Annotated in this window: 17 protein-coding genes; 2 read left to right on the top strand and 15 right to left on the bottom strand. The window is 63.0% G+C overall.

What is annotated here, in order from left to right; genetic code table 11:
* Positions 1–22: 22 nt before the first annotated feature.
* From U9J33_RS04290 to U9J33_RS04275, 4 genes are all read right to left on the bottom strand, one after another.
* A complete protein-coding gene (locus U9J33_RS04290; RefSeq protein WP_185998035.1) occupies positions 23–1,558 on the bottom strand; it encodes a lipopolysaccharide biosynthesis protein in 1,536 nt (511 codons plus the stop codon).
* Entirely contained in the window at positions 1,551–2,807 is a 1,257-nt protein-coding gene (locus U9J33_RS04285) for a hypothetical protein (protein WP_324698112.1), read from the bottom strand. The genes U9J33_RS04290 and U9J33_RS04285 overlap by 8 nt, the downstream gene beginning before the upstream one ends.
* Positions 2,808–3,061: 254 nt before the next feature.
* Positions 3,062–3,946, bottom strand: coding sequence for an N-acetylneuraminate synthase family protein (locus U9J33_RS04280; protein ID WP_054436556.1), 885 nt, complete (start codon positions 3,944–3,946; stop codon positions 3,062–3,064).
* 357 nt (positions 3,947–4,303) lie between these two features.
* The gene (locus U9J33_RS04275) at positions 4,304–4,429 is read right to left on the bottom strand and encodes a hypothetical protein (protein WP_255351627.1); all 126 of its coding nucleotides are present in this window, start codon (positions 4,427–4,429) and stop codon (positions 4,304–4,306) included.
* A gap of 32 nt (positions 4,430–4,461) precedes the next feature.
* Between U9J33_RS04275 and U9J33_RS04270 the strand changes: the two genes are divergently transcribed.
* A complete protein-coding gene (locus tag U9J33_RS04270) occupies positions 4,462–5,733 on the top strand; it encodes a hypothetical protein (protein ID WP_132469404.1) in 1,272 nt (423 codons plus the stop codon).
* On the opposite strand, the gene U9J33_RS04265 is transcribed toward U9J33_RS04270, so the two are convergent.
* The 9 genes from U9J33_RS04265 to U9J33_RS04225 form a co-directional block, all read right to left on the bottom strand.
* Positions 5,700–6,692 (bottom strand): hypothetical protein, encoded by a 993-nt coding sequence (locus tag U9J33_RS04265; protein ID WP_324698108.1) that lies wholly within the window; start codon positions 6,690–6,692, stop codon positions 5,700–5,702. The two genes, U9J33_RS04270 and U9J33_RS04265, sit on opposite strands and share 34 nt — an antisense overlap.
* Positions 6,692–7,876 (bottom strand): acylneuraminate cytidylyltransferase, encoded by a 1,185-nt coding sequence (locus U9J33_RS04260; RefSeq protein ID WP_324698106.1) that lies wholly within the window; start codon positions 7,874–7,876, stop codon positions 6,692–6,694. Before U9J33_RS04260 ends, U9J33_RS04265 begins: the two co-directional genes overlap by 1 nt.
* Positions 7,877–7,892: 16 nt before the next feature.
* Complete coding sequence (locus U9J33_RS04255; protein WP_185998040.1) at positions 7,893–8,993, bottom strand: glycosyltransferase; 1,101 nt, start codon at positions 8,991–8,993, stop codon at positions 7,893–7,895.
* 27 nt (positions 8,994–9,020) lie between these two features.
* On the bottom strand, positions 9,021–10,298 hold the full coding sequence (locus U9J33_RS04250) for a hypothetical protein (protein WP_185998041.1): 1,278 nt from the start codon (positions 10,296–10,298) through the stop codon (positions 9,021–9,023).
* Between the two features lie 35 nt (positions 10,299–10,333).
* Positions 10,334–12,499 carry a GumC family protein gene (locus tag U9J33_RS04245; RefSeq protein WP_054436568.1) on the bottom strand — a complete coding sequence of 722 codons (2,166 nt, stop codon included), beginning with the start codon at positions 12,497–12,499 and terminating at the stop codon, positions 10,334–10,336.
* A 53-nt stretch (positions 12,500–12,552) separates the two neighbouring features.
* A complete protein-coding gene (locus U9J33_RS04240) occupies positions 12,553–13,215 on the bottom strand; it encodes a polysaccharide biosynthesis/export family protein (protein WP_324698103.1) in 663 nt (220 codons plus the stop codon).
* A gap of 549 nt (positions 13,216–13,764) precedes the next feature.
* Complete coding sequence (locus tag U9J33_RS04235; RefSeq protein ID WP_324698100.1) at positions 13,765–14,895, bottom strand: hypothetical protein; 1,131 nt, start codon at positions 14,893–14,895, stop codon at positions 13,765–13,767.
* Complete coding sequence (locus U9J33_RS04230) at positions 14,892–16,328, bottom strand: O-antigen ligase family protein (RefSeq protein ID WP_324698098.1); 1,437 nt, start codon at positions 16,326–16,328, stop codon at positions 14,892–14,894. The genes U9J33_RS04235 and U9J33_RS04230 overlap by 4 nt, the downstream gene beginning before the upstream one ends.
* Before the next feature lie 164 nt (positions 16,329–16,492).
* Positions 16,493–16,750: a hypothetical protein gene (locus U9J33_RS04225; protein WP_054436577.1), complete on the bottom strand. Its 258-nt coding sequence runs from the start codon at positions 16,748–16,750 to the stop codon at positions 16,493–16,495.
* A gap of 213 nt (positions 16,751–16,963) precedes the next feature.
* Between U9J33_RS04225 and U9J33_RS04220 the strand changes: the two genes are divergently transcribed.
* Complete coding sequence (locus U9J33_RS04220) at positions 16,964–17,782, top strand: M48 family metallopeptidase (protein WP_324698096.1); 819 nt, start codon at positions 16,964–16,966, stop codon at positions 17,780–17,782.
* Between the two features lie 63 nt (positions 17,783–17,845).
* Here the strand turns inward: U9J33_RS04220 and U9J33_RS04215 are convergent, their stop codons facing one another.
* Together U9J33_RS04215 and U9J33_RS04210 are read right to left on the bottom strand one after the other, a co-directional pair.
* Positions 17,846–19,156 (bottom strand): UDP-glucose dehydrogenase family protein, encoded by a 1,311-nt coding sequence (locus tag U9J33_RS04215; RefSeq protein ID WP_132469408.1) that lies wholly within the window; start codon positions 19,154–19,156, stop codon positions 17,846–17,848.
* 51 nt (positions 19,157–19,207) lie between these two features.
* Positions 19,208–20,221, bottom strand: coding sequence for an SDR family NAD(P)-dependent oxidoreductase (locus U9J33_RS04210; RefSeq protein ID WP_185998046.1), 1,014 nt, complete (start codon positions 20,219–20,221; stop codon positions 19,208–19,210).
* Between the last annotated feature and the right edge of the window lie 82 nt (positions 20,222–20,303).

The following is a 20,303-nucleotide window of genomic DNA, read 5'->3' as shown; positions in this document are numbered from 1 at the left end:
ACGACGGCAGCGATTCCGGGCGTCAGCCTTGCGGCCCGGTGGAGGTCGCCCCTCCCCCACGCCGGATTATCTTGCCCTTGTCCTGATTTATCCTTTCCCGGACCAGCAGGACAAATTCCGGGTGCCGCAATGCGAAGAGCCAGGCGATGCCGACAATGGCCCCGCCGAAGATCAGGCCCCTTACCGGAATGCTTGCGGCGCTCATCCAGAACTCCGGCATCGCGAACGGCAGGAGACTGGCGCCGGTAACGACCGTCGTGAGCATGATCGCGGCCCTGGAGGGGAAGAAGCGCGTGTGGTGGAGACGCTTCACAAGGAACCACGCGAAGACAGACCCGTAGACGGACATCATCACTTGTCCCGCCATGGCGCCCGTCAGGCCGAACAGGTGCGCCAGCAGGGCCATCGTGGAAAGCCCCAATCCGGTCGCGACGGCAAGCACTACGGGAACCAGCCTGACCGCCCCGAACGCGAACAGCGCGCGGATCGAAAGGCTCTGCGTCGCCTCGACAAAGGCAGCCGTAAGGGCAAGCGGAGCATAGAGGCTGGCGCTGTGGTAATCCTTGGGGAACAGGATGCGGAACACTTCCGGCATCACCGCGATGACGCCGAGCGCCAGAACGGCCTGAACCACGAGATAGCCTGCGCCCATGTCACGAACGACAGCCTCGGCCTCGGCGGTTTCCTCATTGGCCTTGCGGTAGAAGAACGGCTCGAATCCGCGATTGAACGATTGCCCCACCAGCGTGAGAATCTGTCCCGGCGCCGCTGCGGCATTCCAGATACCGAGAGCCGTCAGGTTGAAGGCGCCGGCAACCGCCAACCGGTTGCCACGACTGCGGCCCCAGGCGAGAAGATCGAAAGGAAGCATGGGAACGGAAAAGCGTTTGACCGAATCCCGCACGAATTCCTTGGTCCGGCGGTGCTCTTCACCCGTGAGGCGCAGCTTCCAGGCGTTGCGCGATTCGTACAGTGCGGTCCCGCCGAAAATCACGATCCGCGAGGCAAGGATTCCCAGCAAGCCGACCTTGAACACGAAGATCAGGAGCAACGTCAGCGTCGTCAGGCCGATCATTCGGGCCAGCGCAAGAACCGCGAAGGAGCGGGCATCTTCCTGAGCGCGATAGGTCGTCGCCGCGAAAGTGTTGATGCGCTGCAGCCATGCGGAAACGACGGTAATGGCAAAAGCAGAGACAACGAGTTCCGGCTGAGGGAAGAACTGGTCCAGAACAAGGAGCACGCCGGCAAGAACGAACATCGCCGCGAAGGATATTCCCAGCGACAAGCGCTGGAAGTAACCGATCAGGACCGGGCCGGTCATGAAAGGCAGGTCCTGGCGTGCCTTGTCGTGATATGTCCTGACCGCACCGCCGGACAGCCCGCAGTCCATGAGCAACAGGAAAAGTTGCTCGAGCGAGAGCACAAGCGCCAGCAGGCCGAACTCGCTGACGGGCAGGATATGGGCGTAGGCCGGCAGGAGGATCAGCGATAGCGCACTCTGCAACGAGCCCAGGCCGAGATAGATCAGCATCCTGTGATGCAACGCCGTCTTAGCCATCGGATCGATCTTTCAGCAGCTTTGCGATTGCCTCGGCGGCCCTGTCGGTCGCCTTGCCGTCCATCGGGCCGGTTTCGGCAGTGACGTCGGTCGTGGAAGGTACGCCGTGTGTCAATGCGTCGATCAACAGTTCAGCGAATTCATCGGCCGTTCGAGCATAAGGCACGCCAGCTTCATCGAACCAGAGCTGCTTTTCGCCCTCGAGCCGCTCCGTAAACGCCTCGATCGGGATGGGCATGCTGACGACCGGCACGCCCATCATAAGACTTTCCAGCAGACCGATCGAGTAGTGCCCGACGCTGCACGAGGCACCGGCCACTTCCTCGTCCAGCGGCCCTCCGGCCGAACGCGAGTAGGGGATCGTGAGACAGCCTTCGAAATGCCCGAAGGTTTCATGGTCGCTGCGGGGATGCGGCCTCGTCACGAGTGTGAAAGGCATTCGCTCGTAAGCGATTGCAAAACCCTTCGCCATCTCGGCCAGCGTTGCCCTGGCGGCGCTTCCCGCCACTCGCCCCTGCGCAACGAATGGCTGGAACACATAGATGACGCGCGGCGGGTCGGATCGGCTTCGCGCGATCTGGAGCAGCGGATCGAACCGGGGCACGCCGATAAACCGGATGGTGTGCGGCGCGACGCCTGCCGCCACGAAGCGGCCCGCATAGTCCTGCGAAGTGGCCAGGACCATCGAATGACCGTAAGCGCCATAAGGCATCGTCGGCGGGATCAGGCCCAGCTTGCGCGCGGCGAGAGCCATCTTCGGGATCAGCCCAGGACGCGGCCCGGCTTCCTTGGAACGCACGATCGTGAACGGCCCTTCCTGGACCAGCACCGTATCCGCACCCATTTTGCGCGCCGCGCTGAGGAACGCGCGCTGCGCATAGAACGTGTCGTTGCAGGTCACGACGAGATCGGGCCTGACATGCGCCAGATCCTTCTCAATCCGCCGGACCAGCCTGTCGAAAGCGAACTGGCCGCCATTCAGCAGGAGGTTCACCCGGCCGGGCAGCGCCCGCCGTTTGGAGAAGTTGATGAGCCCGAGGTCTTCGGGAGCCAATCGCAGGACTTCGCCCGGTGCATCCCAGACAACCTTCGACCGCGTCTGGGTGTTGAACGCCTCACTGTCGATCGCGACAATTCTGGCATGGGGATGGTCATGCAATATGCGTTTGGCGACGAGCGCCAGAGTCGTGCTGGCCGAACCCGCAACGACGAGAAACCAGATGGTCGGACCGCTGGTCTTGTCAGACAACTTCACATCCATTCCGCTTGGCACCACCGCGACAGGCTCGGGTTCGACGCTGTCCCGAACGCGAAACAGCTTGAACACGAGCCGAGGCAATGAAGAGATAGATTGGCCCTGGTAGCAAGGCCGATGACGCAGTGCCGAGGAGACATCAGCGTGCGTCGGGCCTGGCTCGTGCTCCCCGCGAGCGAGAAGCAGTGCCGCTCACGAAAATGGGCGGCCCCCGCGAAGGCGCCGCCCATCTTTCTAGCTGGCTAAGCTCAGGCCGCTGCAGCGGGCTTCGGGCGCGGGCGCCACTTGAGCTTGTCGCGCTGGACCTGCTCGACGGGGAGAACTTCCGTCGACTTGGTGGCCAGCGACTTTTCCACGGCCTTGAGGTCGCGGCAGAGGCGGCGAAGGCCGTCCGGCTCGAGCGAGGCGGCGTGGTCGGTGCCCTTCCAGGTGCGGTCGAGCGTGAAGTGGCGTTCCACCCACTCCGCGCCGAGAGCCAGCGCGGCAATGTCGGCGGCGATGCCGAGGTGATGGCCCGAGAAGCCGATCGACTTCACGCGATCGCCGAAGGATTCGATCAGGCGGGTGATTTCACCGAGGCAGATGTCCTCGAAGGCCACCGGGTAGCCCGAAGTGCACGAATAGATCACCACGTCCTTCGCACGGCCGTGCTGTTCGAAGAACTGGACGATCTTTTCTTCTTCGTCCTGCGTGGTCATGCCGAACGACAGGTGGATTTCACCCGAGTATTCGTTGGCGAGAACTTCGAGCATTTCGAAGTGCAGGTTGCAGGCCGAGGGAACCTTGATGAGCGAGGGGTTCAGCGCGGCGATTTCGCGGGCCGAGGTCACGTCCCATACAGAGGTCGAGTACTCGATGCCGTTGCGCTTGCACTCTTCCATCAGCTCGCGGTGCTGCTCGGGCGTGAACTCGAGGTATTCGCGGTGAGCACCGTAAGTGTCGCCGTAAGAATTCGCGGGGTTCGGGTGCGGCGCATTGTACTGCTCTTCGGTGAGAAGTTCGCGATTGGTGCGCTTCTGGAACTTGACCACATCGGCCTTGGCGTAAACCGCCGCGATCCGGATGTGCTCCTTGGCGATTTCCATATCTCCCTTATGGTTGCAACCAACCTCGGCGATGATCTTCACACTCATGAAATAGCCCTTCTTTGAGCGATATGATTACCCAAAAAGGTCTATCAGGGAACATACCTAGGCGCAAATCCATTTTTGTGCGACGCACAATCCCCTTTCGAGACAACCAGATAACAGTAAATCACAACAACTCCATTTAATATCGCCTATTTCTGCCGATTAGGTCTGCTCAAATTTAGGTGGAATTAAGAACTTTTCGCCCGGTAAAGCCCGGCGTTGACCTGCAGCATCGCTCTTCTCCCGTCTCAATTGCTGCACGTCACGTCGTCATGAGAGGCGTTTGCAGCTTCATTAAAATACCCATCGAAAACCGCACAGGTATGACGCAAAACAGGGAAAAACAGCCATCATCAATACCTAACGGCCGGAGGAATCGCCCTGCCTTTCCAATAGCGCCTTTCGGCGGATCGGATGCTGCAAGGGCTTCTTCAACTGAATCGCCGCGCCTATTGCATCTGCGAGCAGTTTGATTTCGATGCGCACGCCGCCTCGATCCCGTTGGAAGGAATGATTGAATGACAATTGCCCTCGCCGGCGCCAGCGGATCACATCCGGAGACGCTGAAGCTGCTGGCACGTGAAGTCCGCGAGATGGCGCCTTCGATGGCGCTGACGGTCTTCGACATGTCGGCCTTCGACCTGCGCGGCACCGCCCGCTACGAGGATGCGGAGGGCGAAGTCATCAAGCCGACCCCGCGCGACGTCGGAATTCGCGCATGGTTCAAGACTGCGGGACCGAACGTAGCGGTCTCCGGCGGCACGCGCGCCTTCGCGCGGATGCAGCGCTATTTCGAGTCCGAACTCACCCGCCGCGGCACCCGCGTCCTGCTGCTCTCGCATTGCTGGGGCTTCCCGGAGCAGGCCCTGCTCAAGGCCGCCGCCGCCCTGGGCATCAGGATCGCCATGATCGACGAAGGGCCGTTCAGCCTGCCCCTCAATGGACGCGAGAGGGCTGAAGCCAGACGCGGGCTGCGCGGAACGCTCGCCCGCATCCTGCACCAGGCCGGACTCGTCCCCCGGCGCGACCTTACAGGGCAGGATTTCGATCGCCTGTTCATCACGGCCCAAGGCCGCGCGGATGAGCTTGTCCGGCGCGGTGTCGATGCCGACAAGATCCGTGTGGTCGGCTCGCCGCGATTCGATCGGATCGCCGCCACCGCCCGCGCACGGCAAGAACACCGCGACACTGCCGCGAAGCCGATCCGGGTTCTGTGGCTGCACCAACCATTCCGCAGTGACGGCAAAGTTTCGCGGCAGGAGGTAGACCGCGCCGAGACCATGCTCGCACAGGGCCTCGCAGCATTCTCGCGCGGCCGAGACCTCGTTGTCGGCCTGCGCCTTCATCCCCGAACCGAACAGGCGGAACGGGAACGGATGGCCCGGTTGATGGCAGAGCACGGCATCGCCAGCGAGATGGCCGAGGGGCCGCTATACGATCACTTCATAGACTGCGACTCTGTGGTGGGGTTCTACTCTTCGGCATTGCTGGAAGCGGCAGCCTGCGCCATCCCGGTGATCGTGGCGCGGCTCGCGCCCACCGCCTTCGCCCAGCAGGGAGAAGCCGCCAAGGCCCTGGCGATGACCGAAGTGGGTTTTGCCGTCGCCGACCAGCCAGACGATGTCGTCACCGCGCTCACGGCCCATCTGGAAGGCGACGACAGAGTGGATGTGGAAGCGCTGATCCGCGCGGAACTCGGCCCTCTCGAAGGTACCGGGACGGCCACGGTCGCCCGCTGGCTGATCGAGCAGCAGGCTCAGCCTGCGGGCGAGGCTTCCGCCCGGAGCTGATGGAGGGGTGCGGCCTTCCGCGATGACAGGAACGCCGCGGCCTCGTTCACGTCGGCCGCGACCTTCACCGGATTGGCCGACCACGAGCGCAGGGCCTGATCCATGCGCTTTTCGCCGAAGAGCGCGGGCACGAACAGACTGTTGTCGAAAGCTCCGAGATCGAGCAGCGCGGTGGAGACCGGGGCGACGAAGGCCCGGTAGCCGTGCTGCGTCACATGGCGGGTCAATCCATGCGGATCGGGCGCCATCGCGACATTGTCGATACCCGCCAGCATAGGGAGCAGCCCCGACCTGTCCTCACGCGGATGCGGCAGGTAATGGAGCGGCACGCCGGCAATCCGCGCGACTTGCGCCAGCCCGTCGGCAAGCTGGTCGCGCGTCAGTATTCCGTCGTCGACCAGCGGCGAACCGATGAACAGCACGGCATCCTCGGGCGCGGCGAGAACCGGATAGTCCCACGCGAGATTGCGCCGCTCGAAACGGTCGCGCACGATCATCCGGCCGCGATCCGCGCGGCGGCGCAGCGCCCCTCTCGGGTAGAAACCGGATACGATCTGCGCCGCACCGCGCGCCGCGTACCAGAGCGGGCTGGTCAGATCGATGTAATGGGAAAGGCCTTCTTCCCAGAGTTCGATCGGGCCTTCGAACCAGTCCGCGATCATCCGCTCCAGCGGCTCGCCTTCCAGGAACAGGATGAGCCGTTCAATCCCCAAGGGTTCGAGCATTTCGCGGACCCGGCCGTAATAGGCCCGGTTTTCCGCGATCTGCCGCATGGCGCCCCGGGGATTGCGAGGCAGCCGCCCTTCCCTGCCGAGATAGACCGCCTTACCGGGGTAGCGCCGCTCGATATCCTCGCGCAGATGGCTGTCCCGGTAGAGCACATGGTCGATCCGTGGATCGTTCGCATCGAGCAGTGCCAGATGCAGTGATGAACGCGGCAGGACGGCGGTGACCGTCATTACTGGGCAGCCTCCACACAGCCCTTGTCGAGCAGCAGTTCCGCCAGTTCCCGCAGCGCGCCCCTGCCACCGGAGCGCTCAAGCACGATCCCCGCCGCCGCAAGCGCGCGCGGATGCGCATCGGCCGGGGCAACCGAGCATCCCACCGCCGCCATGCATTCGAGGTCGTTCACGTCGTTGCCGACATAAACTGCCTCTTCCGGTGCAATGCCCTTCTGCGCCAGCCAGCGCAGCATGAGCGGAAGCTTGGTCTCGACCCCGTGCGTGCATTCGATCTGCAGCTTGGCGCAGCGCGCGGCGACGACCTTGTTCTGCTCCTTGGAGATCACCGTCATGGCAAGGCCTGCCTTGCGCAGCAGTTCGATCCCCATCCCGTCCGAACGCGAACAGGAAACCGCTTCTTCGCCGGATGTCGAAACGAGCACACGGTCATCGGTATGGACACCGTCGAAGTCCATGATGAGCGCCCGGACCCGGGCCGGCAGGCCCGCACCCACGGCATCGCGGCGCAAGCGGCGAATACGATCCTCGGCGATGCGGAAATCGGCAGGCTCATCGATCTCCTGCCAATGCTCGACCGGGATCTCGTGCATCGCGGTGCGACCGAAGAACCGGAATTGAACGTCCCGGAACTGCGGCACCTTCATGACATAGACCGAGCCGGTCTCAACGAACTCGGGCGTACGCTGTTGCCGCATGAGGCGGAAGGACTTATCGTGATTCACACCATCGGCGCCGGACTGCTCATCGCCGTGCCACAGGAAATAGTGGAACGGCACGACCGACAATGCGGTATCGGCCTGCTCCTCGATGAGCTTGCCGACCGTTCCGTCGATATCCCCGCTGCTGGTGAGCGGTGACGTGCATTGCAGGAACACCAGAAGGTCGGGCCGGTAGCCTTCCGTCTGATCGAGGTGATCCAGCACGTGCAGCAGCGCGTCTTCCGACTTCGCCATGTCGGAGGCGAGTTCAGGCGGCCGCATGATGACTTCGGCACCATAGGCGCGCGAAACCGAGGCGATCTCCTCGTCATCCGTGGAGACGACCACCCGATCGACGCTTTCCGCCAGCAGGGCGGCGTGGATCGTGTGTGCGATCAGCGGCTTGTCGAGCAGCGGAAGCACGTTCTTGCGCGGGATTCCCTTGGAGCCGCCCCGAGCGGGGATAATGGCTAGCGTCTGCATAGGTTCTGCTCCTTGGTCAGGCCCTGCGCCGGGCGCCAAGCGCCTCATGATAGCAACGCAGGATTTCGGCATTCATGCGCTCGCTGGTGAAGCGCTCCTGGAAACGGAGCCGGGCCTTTTCGCCCAGCATTTTCAATTCGGCACGGTCGAGCCGCGAAATGGCGTAGGACAACGCCTCGGGGTCGCCCGGGCGCACGAGCATGCCCGCCTCGCCGACGACTTCGGGAAGCGCATCGACCCGGCTGGCCAGAACCGGCCGCCCCTGCCGCATCGCCTCGATCGCCACCAGGCCGAAGCCCTCCCAACGCGAGGGCATGACGACCACGTCGGCCTTCTCGATGAAGCCCGGCACCTGGCTGCGGTCCCGCCAACCGTAATGGGTGACGTTGGGCAGGCTGGAGACCAGGCTTTGCCCGTTGGAGACCACGCGGTCGCCAATGACGTGGAGATGCACCGGCCGGTCCACCAGCGTGGCCATCGCCGCTTCGAGCACGTCGAAGCCCTTCTGCTCATCGAGACGGCCGATGAAAAGAAGATTGAGGACGTCGGATCGCATGTCTGCGGCGGGCAGGAGCAACTCCGGCGGCGCCGCGCTCACGCCGTTCTCGACGACCACCATGTTCTCTGCGCGAATGCCGCGGGACAGGGCGGACCGCCGTTCGAAATCGGAAATCGCGATGGTACGCTGGCCGAGCGGCGCCAGCAGGCGCTCGACGCCCGCATAGCAGCCCCGCTTCCAGTTCGCGCTGTCCATGTTGAAGGCCCAGCCATGCGAGCAGTAGACGACGGCCGGGCGCCGCGATGCCGGCAGCGCGGCGATGGGAAGGCGCAGCAATCCCGGAAACGTGCTGTGGAGATGAACGACAGTGGGCCGCTCGGCAAGAAGCGCGGACATCGCCGTCCGCATGAACCCCAGAAGCGCAACCGGCCCACGCCCCGAACTGTCGAAAGCATGGACAGAGGATCGCGGAAACCCGGGCAAGTGCCCAAGCTCATCCCCGCAGGCGACGAGCGACACATTCGCATCGCCCAGAGCCGCGCGCTGATAGGGAAGCAGTTCGCCGAGATAGCTCGCCGGGCCACCCGGCAGCTTCTGTGTGACGTGAAGGACTTTCATGGGTGCGCGAAGACCGATCCCGCCGGCTCAGGAAAGCCCGGAGCGAGCGGGATATGACTGCCTCACCCCGTTGTCGAGCGAGAAGGACTTCCGCTCCGGCCTCAACCCACGGCGATAGATCAGGCTCGTCACGAAAAAGAACTGCGCGAGCACCGGCGGGAATACGAAGCACCCGTCGATCGCCGCGAGAACGACATAGCCCAGCGCGCCTGCGGTAGCGGCCCTGCGCAGGGGCGAAAGCGACTTCAGATGCAGGAAGCCGAAGACCGGCCCGGCCGCGAATGCACAGACGGCGAAAAAGGTGCCGACGAGGCCGAATGAATTCAGGAAGCCGAAATAGATCACTTCAGGAATCATCAGCGTCTTGCCGCCCAGGACGGTCATTTCGAAATTCGTGAAGGTCTTCACACGCCCGCCGAGATTGGAATCGACGAGCTTTTCCGGCGTCCACCCCATCAGCGGCAGCAGCATGATCAGCAGGCCGCCCGCAACGACGAGACCGATCCAGACGCGCGGGTTGCGAACCTTGATCTGGCCGGTCAGCATCATGATCCCGGTGACGCCCACCATGCCGAACCACACGGTGCGGCTCAGTGTGCAGACCAGTGCAATGATGAACAAGGCGAGCAACAGGCGTCGCTTCTCGAACAGGAAATAGATCGGTGCGAGCATGACCATGCAGGCGCCGAAGATATTGCCGTTGTTGTAGGTCGACACCAGCTTCATCAAGATGCCGCGCCGGTTGTTCTTTCCGTAGATCTCACCATAATCCGCCGCGTTGACGGTGAGGTATGGGATCTGGATGATGTCCTTGATGATCGGGTAGAGGACGAAATTCACGATCCCCCAGATCACGGCAAATCGTACGCACCACAGCAGGGTGGTGGCGATGATGTCCGCAGGAACTTCCTCGAGGTAAGGCCCCAGGATCACCAGGACGCCGACCGGGAGGAAGAAGAACAGCACTTCATGCACGGCCAGCGCCGAAAACGTGAGGTGGTAGACCACGGACTTGACGAGGATCAGCAGGGCAACCGGCAGGAAGAACAGGATGACCTGCAGAAGCGGCTGGGCAAGCGGCATCGGCCTGCGCAATGCCCCGATCAACCCCACGGGCACCAGCAGGAACAACATCAAGTAGCCCCAGGTGATCGGCAGATCGCCCGCCTTGATGCCGCCCTTGGGGATCGCGACATTGAACACGATCAGCAGGACGGCGAGCGCAACAACGAACTTGCGCGCGCCGCTCAGGGAACTCCACGTTCCGGCACTACGGTTGCTGCCGGCGCCACGCGAAAAAGGCACCGGCACCGATACAGGCATGCTTGCCGAGGCCACGCTCAGTTCTTTCCTTCTCCACCCGCCGTGTACTGATAGTAATACTGCGTGTAGCCGTAAGACGAATGGCCACCGCGATCGAAGTCGAACTTGGTCAGGATGACCCCGATCAGGTTCGCGCCGCCACGGGCCAGACGCCGCAGGGCGGTCTGGGCCTGGTGCTGGCTAGCCTTGCCCGCTTCGTGCGCGAACAGCGTTGCCTCGACGCAGGAGGTCAGCTGAAGAGCGTCGGCCAGGCCGAGGACCGGCGGACAGTCAAGCATGATGACGTCATAATACTTCCCGAGTTCGGCAAGCGCCGGCACGAGAACTTCATGAGTCAGCAGGCGCGGCGCGCTGAGCGGAAGCGGTCCGCTGGGCAGCACTGACAGGTTCGCCGTATCGGTCTGGACGATCAGGCCGTCGAACGGAGCCTGGCCGGTCAGGTAGTTGGAGAACCCCTGGTCGTTTTTCAGGTCGAACAGCGCATGAAGCGATGGACGTCGCAAATCGGCGTCGATCAGCAGCGTACGCGAGCCCGACTGTGCGATCTCCCGTGCAATCGCCATGGAGGTGGTCGACTTGCCTTCACCCTGCTGCGTGCTGGACATGGCCAGCGTGCGCGGCAGGCCGTGCGCCGTCGCCATCTGGAGCGAGGTGCGAATGGAGTAGATCGATTCAGAGAACGCCGAACCGGGATCGTTGAGTTCGTCGCGCACACTGCCGGCCTTGGAAAGCGGCAGCAGCCCGAGCAGCGGAAGCCCGAACTTGCGCTCCACTTCGTCCGGAGAGCGGATGCTGTCGTCAAGCCGTTCACGGACGAGCGCGATGAGCACACCGAGCACGACGCCGATGATGGCGCCGATCAACGCGTTGAACAGCGGCTTGGGCCAGACCGGCGAACGCGGAATTTCCGCCTTGTCGATCACCGAGATATTGTTGATCGTGACGCCCGAAGCAGCATTGATCTCACGATAACGCTGCAGCAGGGCATCATAAAGCGCACGATTGGTATCGGCATCGCGGCGCAGGATCGACAGTTGCACGCCGCGTCCCTGCTCGGCCAGGCTCTTCTGGCGCATCTCCTCGACGCTGCTCTTGAGGCTGTTTTCCTGGTCTACAGCGATCTGGTACTGGTCGCGGATGGACCCGCGCACACGCTCCGCGGCATTGTTGATCACCGCATCGATCGCGGCGAGTTCAGCCTTTGCCTTGATGACCGTGGGATAGGCCTCCGCGTGGCGCTGCATTTCGCCCTGGAGGACGGCAGCCTTCTCGCCGCGGCTGCTCATCATGCCCTGGATGCTCGAATTGGAGAGCACATCGGGGATTTGCAGAAGCGGTGAGCGCGAGGCCTGTTGCCATTTCTGCTCAGCAAGGATGCGGTCGGTCGAAGCCTTGGCGTAGGCAGCATTGATGGCTTCGAGGTTCGAATCGGTCAGCGACTTGCTGCCGGATCCACCCGCAGCACTTCCCGAACCACCGCTATCAACTTCGGTGATGCCAGCCTGCTGGGCGAAAATGATGAGCGCGCGTTCGCTGCGTTCAAGCTGGACCCGGGTACGTTCGATCTGGTCCTGAAGGAACTTGCGGGAATAGTCCGAAGTGTCGAAGCGACGCTTCAGCGTGCTGTTGATGAACTGGACGCCGAACTCGTTGGCGATGATCTGCGCCAGCTTGGGGTCCGGGCTGGTGAAGTGGACTTCGACGAGGCGGGTGCCCGGTATCAGCTCAACCGAAAGGTTGGACTGAAGCATGTCGATGACGGCACGCTGCCAGCCTTCGCTTCCCGGAGCGCTCGTCGGGGGATCGCGGTCCATCCGCGTGAAGAACGTGGCATCGCGGAAGAGGTTCTGCGCGCGGGCCACCCGTTCGACCAGCGAACGGCTGGAAAGCAGGTTCACCTGGGTTTCGATATAGCTGTCGTCCCGGCCGGATTCGTCCAAAGACTGGCCGGAATTGCCGAGAACCTGCGGCGCCTGCTGCTCGATCTGGAGGGTGGTCTTCGCCTCATAGATCGGCGTGGAAAGCATGGCCACGAGCACGCCGACGAGAAGGCAGGCGATGGCCGTGCCGATCAGGATCCAGCGATTGCGGATAATGGCGGCGCGGATCGCATTGAGGTTCAGATCGACGCCGCCGAAGCCGGCGGCATCGTATGCCCCGGCAAAGCGGTCGTTGATGTTCATCGCCCCTTCCGGTGCGGACGGATATGGATTGTTCATCTCTATCGAGACCTTTTTCACATCACCAGGGGCCGGAAGAGCGCGAAGACCGGGACCATCTGCCTCAGGTCTCGCCAGAACGCACGCGACGACGAATAGCCGACGACAACCACGTCATTCCCCAGAATCGGAATATCCGGCTGTTCACCGCTCATGAGTGCGGCGACATCGAAGCGGGCCGCCATGCGCTGGCCATTGATCGTGCGGAAGACGATCACTTCGTCGAGCTTGGCGATCTCCGTTTCGCCGCCCGCACGGGCAACCGTTTCGATCAGCGTGGTATCGAGGCTGATCTCGTACACGCCCGGCTTCTGGACCTGACCGGTCACCACGACACGCTGACGTGCCGAACTCGTCACTGAAACGGCAACCTGCGGGTCACGCAGCAGGCGCCCCCGCAATGACCCTGCGATAGCGTTCGCCAGTTCCGTCGTGGTCAGGTCCTCGGCCTTCATCGGGCCAATGCCCGGAAGGGCGATCTGCCCCGAGGGGTCGACCTTGACATTGGCAACCGAAAGATCGGGTTCGAAGAACACGTTGACGCTCAACGTATCTTCCGGGCTGATGCGATAGGGGCCGCTCTTAACCTGTTCCGCCGCGCCGTTCATCATGGCGTAGGCTTCGGCGGCAGCCGGGATCGTGGGCGAAGCCTTGTAGGGCGCGGCGCAACCTGCGACCAACCCAACGCCAGCCACACACGTCAGAATTCTTGGCAACACTGCCTGTCTCCATGCGACAGCCCGGCCGTGGACCATCTGGCCCGGCCCGGACGGCTGCGTTCTACTTGATGGGATGACAATTCCGGGTTTCCTCGGAATGGAACGTGTCAGGACATTCGTCCCGAACAGGATCATGGCTCGATGCTCGGACGGCACGTGAAACGAGTTCCGTCCCTCGCCGAAACCTGGCGGGAACGCACCGACCGACTTGCTTGCATTCGATGTGATCCCCGGCTTGTCTCGTTCGTAATTGTGCCTAACCCGATTTGGAGTGCAGCGCAATATAGCCGCCCAGAATGGCGGCCTGCTTATAATGGATTGTAAAACCGCGTTTTACTGCGGGATAGATCATGCAGCGCGCCGATGCGCCCGAGCCATACCCCCCGCAGAAACACCATGTGCCGTGCGAGCCTTGCGTCGGCACGGTCAAACAAACGATTGTGCAGTGCGGAATTCGCCGCCGAACCCGCACAAAAGTTCGCCGGCCCCGAGACCGGCGAAGGGGTCGGATCACTCGACCACGATGGAGGAAACAGTACCGCTCCCGCTCGGCACCAGTATATCGACGGCCTGTGCAGGACAGGTGCCCGCAGGGATCACGAACCGCGCAGGGCTTTCCGAGAGTTGCAGGCGAATGATCAGGCCCGCGCCGTTGCCGGGGTTGTTGCAGGCAATGCGTATGGCAGGCGCCTCTCCGGTGAAGCGAGCCGAGACGTCATGAGGGCCCGGCTTCAGGGCGGAGAACCTCGAGGCGAGCGGCAGCGACATATTCTCGCCATTCTCGTACCGGATCGCAACCGACCGCCCCTCATCGACGAACTGGCGATCGATGCCGCCATCGCTCGGATAACTCCAGCCGAAAGGACTTTCCCGCTTGGCTGCACCGACGGGCCGCGAGAATGCGAAGCTCGTGGATTCGCCATCGGCCCCACACGATCCGTACCAGAGCTTTTCCGCAGCTTCCGCAGAACCACCGCGGAGCAACCTGACTGCGGCGCCCTGGATATTGCGGCAATCGAAACGCGCGCCATGCGCGCGGGCACGGTGTAACAGGTCCAAGTAGAGCGAAGGCTCAACGGCACCTGCCGCCCAGTTCACGAAGTCTCCTCGCCAAAGCGGATTGCTGCCGAGGATTGCAGCAAGTGCCTCCCGAGATCCATCTTCGGCCAGGACTGCCTGGGTCGCCGCATAAACGGCGTCACTTGCATCGCCCGCCCCCCAGAGCGCCGCCACACGCTCTGCCGCGACCTGATGGGCTTCTGCCGACTGGGCGAACATGACCATGCTGAGCTGCGCAACACGATCGCGCCACCCTCTTCCGGCTGCCATGACCAGCGCTTCGGAAGCCAGCGCTTCATCCTGCCGGGCCGATGCAGCCACACCGAGCAGCGAGAGGCTTTCCGACGGTACGGGACGGCGACGAACCAGTTCGCGCGCGATCGGCATTGCTGCCGCGGCGCCCTGGTCCTGCATCGCCTGATATCCGCTGACCTCCAGCGACATGTAGCGGAAAGCATCGGGAATATCGTCGGCAAGGCCGAACCGGTAGCGACTGAGGTAGTCCGCCTGAAAGCCGGCAGTAACCACGCCCACCAGCGCAAGCGCTGCGATCCACACGGTGTGGCCGAGCACCTTCTTCACGCCGGGATATCCTGGCCGGGTTCCGACGCCGGGCGCTGCTCGGCCTGCCAGACCGGGCCACCCGAGACGCCAGGAACCATTTCCCTGCGCGAACGACGAATGCGCGAGGGGGAATCCTCCAGAACCGATGCCGGCCGCGCGAGCAGCCCCGCCATCACTGCCGCAACGCAGATCATGGCCATGTTGCGCAGCGGATAGTCGACCCCGGATTGAAGCGCGATACACGCCAGAACGCCGCCGGCGCCCAACCGCAAGGCGGCATCGGGCTCTCGCCGCCCCTTCCAGATGCGGACAACAAACCAGAGCATCCAGCAGGCGACCAGCCCGAGACCGAAAACACCCGCCTCGACCGCGATTTCGAGATAGTCGTTATGGGCGCGGCGCGCCCGGCCGGAGCGGATGTTCTCCAGCGATTCGTCGACCTGGAAAACCTCGTCGAAAGACCCCATGCCCGCGCCGACCGGCCAGTAACGCCCCGCCGCGCTGAAGGCATCCTCCCAGATGAGCGCGCGCGCGTCTTCGAGACTGGAAAACCGGCCAAGCGAATTACCGATCGTGGACGTACCGATGGCACCCAATACTGCCGCCAGCAGGAGCACAGCCCCGGCGATCACGACGAGCGCCTTGCGCGGGAGCTTTGCCAGCGGAACGCGCAGGACGCGGAAGAACGGGAACACCAGAACGATCAATGCAAGCGCGGTAATACCCATCGACGAGCGCGACTGCGTGAGCACGACCGCCACGACCAGGAACAGAGCACCAGCGACGACCGGCATCAGCCGGGCAAGTACGCGGTCCACCGGCCGAGCGATGAATGCAGCCACCAGCGCCACCAGCGACAGGCACAGGAAAAGGCCGGTGCTGTTGTGATTGGCGAAGGTGCCGTAGAGCTGGTCGGGACGGGCATTGGCGTAGAAGTTGCCGACCCTGTTGGCGGTCGACAGCTGCACGAGGCCGAACAGGACGTTCACGCCGCCCAGCACGGCAACGCAGCCCAGCACCCGGCGAGCCTGAGCACCGTTCAGATTGATGGCCAGCACAATGGCGGCAAATGCGGGAATCAGGGCGCTGGCAGCGATGGCCGTGCGATAAATCGCGAGCGAGACCGGAGCGCTCTGGTCCTGCGCGCCCACCAGCGACAAGGACTGGGTAACGATCTCCCGCCCCGGCAGATGCGCCCAGATGGATGCCGGCAGCGGGACCAGCTGCAACAGCGGCAGCAGTACGGTTGCGGCAAAGAGGACGGAGAACAGCCGGGGGGCGGCTCGGATCGCTTCGATCACGCGCGGCCCGTTGACGGCGAGGATCAGCAGGGAAACGAGCTGGATCAGGAAATTCAGCGAGGCCGCACCGAGACCTCCGCCACCCAGCAGCACTCCGGCTGCAAGAAGGAAGCAGAGCTGGGCATCTGGCCTGACCGCGACATCGAGCAACTGGCTCAGCGCGCCCTGGCGAGAAACATCTCTCCGTGAACGCGAGCTGACGTGCCTTGAAGGGGCCTTACGGATGCGTCGGCGAGATGTTTGATCCTGCATATACATAAAAACCCGGCCACCAACGAGTTGATGACCAGGCTTTCATTTAGTCGACAGGTCGATCAGTTCGAACCGTTCGACTTATCGTTGCCATTGTCGATGGCCTTGTAAAGACCAAAGCCAGCAGCGCCGAGCGCCAGAGCGCCAAGCACGTAGGCGCCAGCGGTCGCCTTCTGCTTCTTGTCAACCGAAGTCGTGGTGCGGCTGCCATAAACCGGCTTCACAACCGATGCCGAAGCCGAGGTGCCCGCCTGGGCAGCAACCGGGGCGAGGACCATCGTAGCAGCCGTAATACCGGCCACGAGAGAGCCAAACTTCATGTGTTTTGTCTCCTATTATTGCTCGATCTGTAGACCGACTAGGCTTGTCGCCCTATATCGCGCTGCACAATGAAACACAAGCACAAACACTTAGTTCCGAAAGCGCAGCGACTCGCCGCGTCTGCAGCATTGGCCGGTTTCATGCTTGTCATTGCGGTTCCCCCTGCCGTTGCTGCCGACACCGAATCATGGCCGATTGCATTGCGCACGGTCATGAAAAGGCTGGCTAACGTGGAGTGGCGATTGCACGAGGCGGCAGGTCAGACCTGCCCCCGCGAAGCCTCCGCCACGGGACTGACTATCGATGATCTAGGTAGTTACAACAAGGCCGACCGGACACTGCTCACCGCAAGCCTCGGGCTATCCGCCTTGCCGCAGGTGGCGGTCGTCGCGGCCGGAAGCCCGGCAGAAAGGGCTGGAATCCGCGAGTTTGACGAGATCGTCGCCATTGATGACACGCAGATGGCCACGCTGCGCGATGCAACCGATGCGAAGGGGACCATGGCGGAGCGTGTCGAGGAGATGCTGGCGGCCCTGCCGGCCGATCATCCTGCCATGATCTTGCTGCACCGCAAAGGCGAGGAAGTCCGCGCGAGCCTAACCCCTCTGCGGCGCTGCGGCGTGCGCTTCGTACTCAAGACCGAAGGCGGGATCGATGCCTATTCCGATGACGACAATCTGGCGGTAACCGCCCGCTTCGTGGACTTTACCAAGACGGATGACGAGATCGCGCTCGTAGCCGGGCACGAGCTTGGCCACGTGATCGCGCTGGACCGTGATGCCAAGAGCATCGGCCAACGCCGAAGCATGGAAGATCGCGCCGATATTCTCGGCGTGGAACTGGCATCATGCGCCGGTTATGATATTGAAAAGGGTCTGGAATTCTGGCGACGCTTCAACCAGCGCGACTGGCTGCGCTGGTTCCGCGATCCGAGCCATCGCAACGTGCCCGAACGCATCCGCCGCATGCAGGCGCACCCCGCGCCCGCAAGCTGCCCGGTTTCGGCGATTCCCGCACTGCAGCCCGACTGAAACACGAAATGGAGCGGCACCCTGCGCGCCGCTCCATTTCGCACTTGCGAATTCGCAGTAAATTCAGGCGCGTCCGACAGACAGATAAGTAAAGCCGGCCGAACGCATGTCTTCCGGTTTGTAGATATTGCGAAGATCGACCATGACCGGCGCCTTGGCGAGATCCTTGACCCTGCCAAGGTCGAGTGCGCGGAAGGCATCCCATTCGGTAACGATGACGACCGCATCGCTATCAGCGATGGCGGCATAGGGATCGCCCACCATCTCGACGAAAGGCATCAGCGGGCGGGCCTGCTCCATGCCTTCCGGATCGAAGGCGACGACCGATACCCCGGCGTCGAACAGGGTCTGGGCAACCGCGATCGACGGACTGTCCCGCATGTCGTCGGTGTTGGGCTTGAAGGTCAGGCCGAGCAGCGCGACGCGCTTTCCGCGCGCCGCATCGGCGCCGCCGAGCGCCTCGACCACCTTGCGGCCCATGGCGCGCTTGCGGGTATCGTTCACCTTCACCACGGCTTCGACGATCCGGACGGGGCTGTCGTAGTCTTCCGCCGTCTTGAGCAGGGCCAGCGTATCCTTCGGGAAGCACGAGCCGCCATAACCCGGGCCGGCATGCAGGAACTTGGAGCCGATGCGGCCATCGAGACCGATCCCTCGCGCCACGTCCTGCACGTTGCCGCCAACCTTCTCGCAAAGATCGGCCATCTCGTTGATGAAGGTGATCTTCACCGCGAGGAAGGCATTCGCGGCATACTTGGTCAGTTCGGACGAACGGCGGCTGGTGAACAGCAGCGGCGATTCGTTGAGGAAAAGCGGGCGGTAGACTTCGCGCATGACCTCGCGGCCGAAATCGTTCTCGGCGCCGATGACGATGCGGTCGGGCCGCTTGAAATCGCCGATGGCCGCGCCTTCGCGGAGGAATTCCGGGTTGGAGACGACGGCGAAGCGATGCGTCGTACCGCTTTCCCGCAGGATGCGCTCCACTTCGTCGCCGGTGCCGACCGGCACGGTGGACTTGGTGACGACGACGGCATCGTTGGCGAGATGCTCGCCGATTTCGCGTGCCACCGCATAGACGAAGGACAAGTCGGCATGGCCGTCGCCGCGCCGCGAGGGCGTGCCCACGGCGATGAAGATCGCCTTGGCATCGCGGATGCCTTCGGCCAGGTCCGTCGTGAACGAGAGGCGCCCTGCCTTAACATTGCTGGCGACCAGGGCATCGAGCCCCGGTTCATAGATCGGCATCACGCCTTCATGCAGGCGATCGATCTTGGATTGGTCCTTGTCGATGCATACGACGTCGTGACCGAAATCGGCGAAACAGGCGCCTGAAACCAGTCCGACGTAGCCAGAACCAACCATCGCAATTTTCATGTAAACACCACCTTGCAGCTCACGGCGCCCTTACACGCCGGTTCGATGGAATCAAAGCGTGCGGACATAGCCCCGATACCAGTCAACGAAGCGCGGCACACCCACCTCGATCGGAGTACTGGGCGTATATCCAGTATCGCTCGTAAGTGCTGTAATGTCGGCATAAGTCGCCTCGACGTCACCCGGCTGCATGGGCAGCAACTGCAGTTCCGCGCGGACCCCGCATGCCTCTTCGAGCACCTCGATAAGCCGCATGAGATGTTCGCTGCGGTGGTTGCCGATATTGTACAGCGCATGGGGCTTGATGCTCCCACCCGCCTTTTCCTGCCCGTCATCGGCGGGTGGACGGTCGATGCAGGCCAGCACCCCGCCGACGATATCGTCGATATAGGTGAAGTCCCGGTACATCTCGCCTTGGTTATATACCTCGATAGGGCGGCCCGAGAGGATACGTTCGGCAAACTTCCACAGCGCCATGTCCGGCCGGCCCCATGGACCGTAGACGGTGAAAAAGCGCAGACCCGTCAGCGGGATGCGGAAAAGGTGGGCATAGGTCTCGCTCATCAGCTCGTCCGCCTTCTTGGTGGCCGCATAAAGCGAGACGGGATGATCGGCACGATCCTCCACCGCGAAGGGCAGCTTGGCGTTGCCGCCGTAGACCGAACTGGAACTGGCATAGACCATGTGCGCAACCTGGCGCGCACGCGCCAGTTCGAGCATGTTGACGTGCCCGGCAAGGTTGGAGGCGACATAGGCCTGCGGGTTTTCGAGTGAGTAGCGCACCCCTGCCTGCGCGCCGAGGTGAACGATCACCTCGAAGCGGTAGGGTTCCAGCGTCGCCGTCAGCCGGTCCATGTCCGAGAAATCGAGCTGGTGGAACGTGAACAGATTGCCGAAGCGCGCAGCCAGCCGGTCTCGCCGGGCTTCCTTGAGTGAGACGGCGTAGTAATCGTTCATGTTGTCGATACCGATCACCGGCGTTCCCTTCGCCATCAGGGCTTCGGCAACGGCGGCGCCGATGAAACCGGCGGCACCGGTCACGAGAATGGCGGATTGGGAAAGCATCGAAACTCCAGTCGGTACGGCAGCGGTTGGGCGGAGCGGGGTGGCGCCCACCTTCTAGAGATCAACCATGAAGCAACGATTG

It is taken from the genome of Novosphingobium sp. RL4 (assembly GCF_035658495.1).
Classification (GTDB): domain Bacteria; phylum Pseudomonadota; class Alphaproteobacteria; order Sphingomonadales; family Sphingomonadaceae; genus Novosphingobium.
Note: the sequence above shows the minus strand (reverse complement) of the source record. Positions and strands in the feature narration are given on the sequence as shown.

Coding starts and splice junctions, on each gene's coding strand:
- U9J33_RS04290 (WP_185998035.1), bottom strand. CDS start 1,558: ATGGCTAAGACGGCGTTGCATCACAGGATGCTGATCTATCTCGGCCTG.
- U9J33_RS04280 (WP_054436556.1), bottom strand. CDS start 3,946: ATGAGTGTGAAGATCATCGCCGAGGTTGGTTGCAACCATAAGGGAGAT.
- U9J33_RS04270 (WP_132469404.1), top strand. CDS start 4,462: ATGACAATTGCCCTCGCCGGCGCCAGCGGATCACATCCGGAGACGCTG.
- U9J33_RS04265 (WP_324698108.1), bottom strand. CDS start 6,692: ATGACGGTCACCGCCGTCCTGCCGCGTTCATCACTGCATCTGGCACTG.
- U9J33_RS04260 (WP_324698106.1), bottom strand. CDS start 7,876: ATGCAGACGCTAGCCATTATCCCCGCTCGGGGCGGCTCCAAGGGAATC.
- U9J33_RS04255 (WP_185998040.1), bottom strand. CDS start 8,993: ATGAAAGTCCTTCACGTCACACAGAAGCTGCCGGGTGGCCCGGCGAGC.
- U9J33_RS04245 (WP_054436568.1), bottom strand. CDS start 12,499: ATGAACATCAACGACCGCTTTGCCGGGGCATACGATGCCGCCGGCTTC.
- U9J33_RS04225 (WP_054436577.1), bottom strand. CDS start 16,750: ATGAAGTTTGGCTCTCTCGTGGCCGGTATTACGGCTGCTACGATGGTC.
- U9J33_RS04220 (WP_324698096.1), top strand. CDS start 16,964: ATGAAAAGGCTGGCTAACGTGGAGTGGCGATTGCACGAGGCGGCAGGT.
- U9J33_RS04215 (WP_132469408.1), bottom strand. CDS start 19,156: ATGAAAATTGCGATGGTTGGTTCTGGCTACGTCGGACTGGTTTCAGGC.
- U9J33_RS04210 (WP_185998046.1), bottom strand. CDS start 20,221: ATGCTTTCCCAATCCGCCATTCTCGTGACCGGTGCCGCCGGTTTCATC.